The sequence below is a fragment of the uncultured Caballeronia sp. genome, assembly GCF_964243625.1.
Classification (GTDB): Bacteria; Pseudomonadota; Gammaproteobacteria; order Burkholderiales; family Burkholderiaceae; genus Caballeronia.
Genome location: NZ_CAXTGZ010000555.1, coordinates 1 through 3,980 on the forward strand (window position 1 = coordinate 1; position 3,980 = coordinate 3,980).

General features: G+C 62.9%; 5 protein-coding genes. 3 read left to right on the top strand and 2 right to left on the bottom strand.

Annotated features, from left to right (window positions below; translation table 11 throughout):
* Nucleotides 1-46: 46 nt before the first annotated feature.
* Both ACFFAR_RS26870 and ACFFAR_RS26875 read right to left on the bottom strand, forming a co-directional pair.
* Entirely contained in the window at nt 47-1,282 is a 1,236-nt protein-coding gene (locus ACFFAR_RS26870) for an MFS transporter (protein ID WP_174364933.1), read from the bottom strand.
* A 121-nt stretch (nt 1,283-1,403) separates the two neighbouring features.
* Nucleotides 1,404-2,408, bottom strand: coding sequence for a helix-turn-helix domain-containing protein (locus ACFFAR_RS26875; RefSeq protein ID WP_174364934.1), 1,005 nt, complete (start codon nt 2,406-2,408; stop codon nt 1,404-1,406).
* A gap of 120 nt (nt 2,409-2,528) precedes the next feature.
* Between ACFFAR_RS26875 and ACFFAR_RS26880 the strand changes: the two genes are divergently transcribed.
* From ACFFAR_RS26880 to ACFFAR_RS26890, 3 genes are all read left to right on the top strand, one after another.
* Nucleotides 2,529-3,212, top strand: a complete 684-nt coding sequence (locus ACFFAR_RS26880; RefSeq protein WP_174364935.1) for a DJ-1/PfpI family protein — start codon at nt 2,529-2,531, stop codon at nt 3,210-3,212.
* Nucleotides 3,213-3,281: 69 nt separating this feature from the next.
* Nucleotides 3,282-3,584, top strand: coding sequence for a DUF4148 domain-containing protein (locus tag ACFFAR_RS26885; RefSeq protein WP_062172523.1), 303 nt, complete (start codon nt 3,282-3,284; stop codon nt 3,582-3,584).
* A gap of 14 nt (nt 3,585-3,598) precedes the next feature.
* Nucleotides 3,599-3,916, top strand: coding sequence for a DUF4148 domain-containing protein (locus tag ACFFAR_RS26890; RefSeq protein ID WP_375508791.1), 318 nt, complete (start codon nt 3,599-3,601; stop codon nt 3,914-3,916).
* Nucleotides 3,917-3,980 lie beyond the last annotated feature (64 nt).

A 3,980-nucleotide genomic window follows, 5' to 3' on the forward strand; every position in this document is an offset into this window, starting at 1 on the left:
AGCCGCATTATGCGACGTGCAAAAGGAGTTGGATACGGCCGGAGACTTATTCGGCGTATGCGCCCGCTGTGCGCGGGCCGGGCAGCAGCGAGCGCCGCTCCACCGCAACAGAAACGCCCAGCAGCACGATGCCGCCGCACGCGAGGATCGCGCCCGTCCAGCCGGTGGCTTCGAGGCCGAAACCGAGCGCAACGACCACGCCGCCGGCCCACGCACCAAGCGCATTGGCGATGTTGAAGGCCGAATGGTTGAGCGCGGCGGCCACGGTCTGCGCGTCGCCGGCCACATCCATCAGGCGCGTCTGCACGGCGGGGACAACCGCAATGCCGAGTCCCATGGCGAAGAGGTTGAGCGTCGCGGTCCATTCGTTAGCCGATGTGTATGCGAACGCCGCCAGCGCCGCCGCGTTCCAGATCAGCATGCCGAAGATGGTCCAGAGGCGCGATTTGTCGGCGAGCACGCCGCCGATCAGGCTGCCGGCCGTCATGCCGACGCCCAGCGCGCCAAGCAGCAAGGGCACCCGCCACGGCGCGACATGCGTCACGTTGAGCAGCGTGGGCGTGATGTACGTGTAGACGGCGAACAGTCCGCCAAAGCCCACTGCGATCACCGAAAGGGTCAGCCAGACCTGCGCGCGACGGAACACGCCAAGTTCGCGCCGGGGCGTGGCGCCGCCTGCATGAATGGGCGGGAGGAACACGCGCACGCCGATCATCGTGAGAATGCCGAGCGTGCCGACGAGCAGGAAATCCGCGCGCCAGCCAAGCCATTGGCCGAGCCATGTCGCGAGCGGCACGCCGAAAATATTCGCGATGGTCAATCCGAGCATCACACGTCCGACGGCCCGCGCACGCCGGTCGGGCGGCACGAGAGACGCCGCCGTCAATGCAGCCACGCCGAAATACGCGCCGTGCGGCACGCCCGAAATAAAGCGCGCGACCAGCAGCAGCGTGTAATTCGGTGCGAGCGCGCTTAGCAGGTTGCCGAACGCGAACATCAGCATCAGGCCGATCAGCATGGCGCGGCGCGGGATCTTGGCAAAAAAGATGGTGATGAGCGGCGCGCCGATCACCACCCCGAGCGCATACGCGCTGATGATGTGGCCCATGGTGGGCAGGGATGTATCGAGGCCGTGCGCGATGATCGGCAGTATGGTCATCGAAGCGAATTCACCCGTGCCAATTGCCAGGCCGCCGATAGCAAGCGCAACTTCGGCCGGACCGGCGCCATAGGGGGCGATGACACGGCCCAGCGGATCGTTCGGGATATCGATAATGGACATGGGGCGGGAAATATGGGTTAAAGCGTGCGCAATGCAGCATTATCCCCATTTTTCAAGGCGATGGCACGGCGCAACCCGCGGAATTTCGGCTTTGTATAGTTTGTTGCACCGCCGCGTTGCTTTATGACTGCGTCCCCGAATCCGTATCTCCGCCGTAAGCCGAAAATCTCTCGCGGTATGCCTGCGGCGATACGCCTGTCGAGCGCAAGAAGCTGCGCCGCATGGTTTCCTCGGATCCAAACCCGCAGCGCGCCGCGACCCGTTTGATGGGGAATGCGGTGTCGCCGAGCAGGCGCCGTGCTGCTTCAAGACGCAACTGGTCGATCGCGCGCGCGGGCGTCACGCCGGTTTGCGCCCTGTAGTGCCGCACGAAACTGCGCTCGCTCATGCCGGCGCGTTCGGCGAGCGTCGCGATCGATAAATCCGACGCCATGTTTTCCGCGATCCACGCATGCAATTCGCCAAAACGGTCACCGGCTGTTTGCAGCGACAACGTCGCGCTGAATTGCGCCTGGCCGCCGGGACGCTTGAGAAACACCACGAGTTCGCGGGCGACATCGAGTGCGAGTGCGCGGCCGAGGTCATCCTCGACTAGCGCAAGCGCGAGATCGATGCCTGCTGTCACGCCCGCCGACGTCCACACCGCGCCGTCGCGGATGAAGATGGGCGCGGCGTCCACGCGCACGTCCGGGTAGCGTTCGCCAAGCAGTTCGCAATGCGCCCAGTGCGTGACGGCGCGGCGTCTGTCGAGCAGACCCGCGGCGGCGAGCAGGAACGCGCCCGTACATACCGACGCCACTCGCCGCACTTGCGACACCCGGTCCTTTACCCATGCGACCTGCGCCGCATCTTTCGATGCCGCATGCACGCCCCGGCCGCCTGCGATGATCAACGTATCGGTCGGTTCGTCTGCCGCCGGCAACGGATGCGCAACGAGCCCAAGTCCGGCAGTGCTGTGGACCTCACCCGAAATCGCGGCGATGACCCGTGGCACGTAAGGCGCGCTGAGTCCCGCCGCAATCGCGAGTTCGTTCGCCGATGCAAAAACCTGCAGCGGGCCTGAGACATCGAGTAACTGGACGTCGGGAAATGCGTAAATATCAATACGGCGAGGCGTGCGATTCATCTATGGCCCGCATAACAATTGGCGTGAAACGAGGGTTAATTGACTATTTCGCCAAATCGTAGCGGGGTATCGTCACGGCGTCCAGTTCGATCATCCACCTTTTTCGTAGGGCTTTTCACCATGACTCTGCATATCGGCTTCCTTGTTTTCCCCGGGGTCCAGCAACTGGATCTGACCGGTCCCCACGATGTCTTTGCATCCGTTTCAGGCACACAGGTCCATCTGATCAACAAGACGCTTGAGCCCGTGAAATCGAGCAGCGGACTGTGGCTCACGCCCTCCATCACCTATGCCGATTGCCCGCAGCTCGACGTGATCTGCGTGCCGGGTGGCATTGGTGTTGGCGAACTGATGGAAGACGAGCTCGCGCTCGACTTCATCAAGCGGCAGGCTGCGAACGCGCGTTTCGTGACGTCGGTCTGCACGGGCGCACTGGTTCTCGGCGCAGCCGGATTGCTGCGCGGGCGCCGTGCAACCACGCACTGGGCGCTTCATCATTTGCTCGATCAGTTCGGCGCGATTCCTGTCAAGGCGCGCGTGGTGCAGGACGGGAACCTGATGACCGGAGGGGGCGTGACGGCGGGCATCGATTTTGCGCTGACGCTTTTGACCGATTTGATTGGTGAGACCGAGGCGCAAGCCATCCAGCTTCAACTGGAATACGCGCCCGCGCCGCCCTTCGATTCCGGTACGCCCGACACCGCGCCGAAGGCAGTATTCGACCTTGTGTGGAATCGTGGTGAAGCAGGGCGCGCAATTCGCACGGAGATCGTCAAGCGTGCGGCTGCGCGATTGAATCCATAACGCCTCGACGGCCGGTATCGATAATTTCCGGCTTCACGACGGCGTGCTTTCCACTGGGAGACCGCCGTCATGTCACGCGTCCGGATTGCATCGATCACACTGCTTGCGTCACTGGGAATCATCGTGGGCGCCACGCCCGATTCTTTCGCCCAGAGCGCGGACGCCGCATCGGCTGCGCAGCCGATGTCGAAACAGGCCCAGAAAGCGCAGCGCAAGGCCGACAGGAAAGCGGTGCGCGCGAAGAACTCGGCGGAGCTGGGCGAACTGGAGAAGAACGGCTATAACCCGGGTTCGGATCACAACGAATACCCCGAGGATCTGCAAAAAGCGCAGAGCAAGGTCAACGCCGAACATGGCCAGACCGGCCAGTAGGCCGGGCACGCGCAATGCGCTTTGATGGTTATAGCCCGGAGGCCACCATGTCGAAATTTCATCTTGTAAGTACGAGTTTTGTAGCCATGACGTTGACTATTGCAACGGCCGCGTCGGCCCAGGCACAAACTGCGCAGCCGAACAATGCGCCGGTGACGCGCGCATCAGAGAAGGCGGATTTGAAGAACCTCGAAGCGCACGGCTACCAGCCAACAGCGAACGATCCCAGCTATCCGAACGATATCCAGCGTGCAGAGAAGGCCACGTACGGCTCCGGTGCGACGGGCTCTACTAGCTCAAGCAAGAAAATGTCGCCGTCCACGCCGCAGTAATCCGCAGCGTTTCTGCAGAGGAATTGCGGGTCGGGGAATGAAAGTTGCAGCGGCAGCGGTTCGC

Excerpts from the sequence above, each read along its gene's own strand:
- ACFFAR_RS26870 (WP_174364933.1), bottom strand. The coding sequence starts at position 1,282 with ATGTCCATTATCGATATCCCGAACGATCCGCTGGGCCGTGTCATCGCC.
- ACFFAR_RS26885 (WP_062172523.1), top strand. The coding sequence starts at position 3,282 with ATGTCACGCGTCCGGATTGCATCGATCACACTGCTTGCGTCACTGGGA.
- ACFFAR_RS26875 (WP_174364934.1), bottom strand. The coding sequence starts at position 2,408 with ATGAATCGCACGCCTCGCCGTATTGATATTTACGCATTTCCCGACGTC.
- ACFFAR_RS26880 (WP_174364935.1), top strand. The coding sequence starts at position 2,529 with ATGACTCTGCATATCGGCTTCCTTGTTTTCCCCGGGGTCCAGCAACTG.
- ACFFAR_RS26890 (WP_375508791.1), top strand. The coding sequence starts at position 3,599 with ATGCGCTTTGATGGTTATAGCCCGGAGGCCACCATGTCGAAATTTCAT.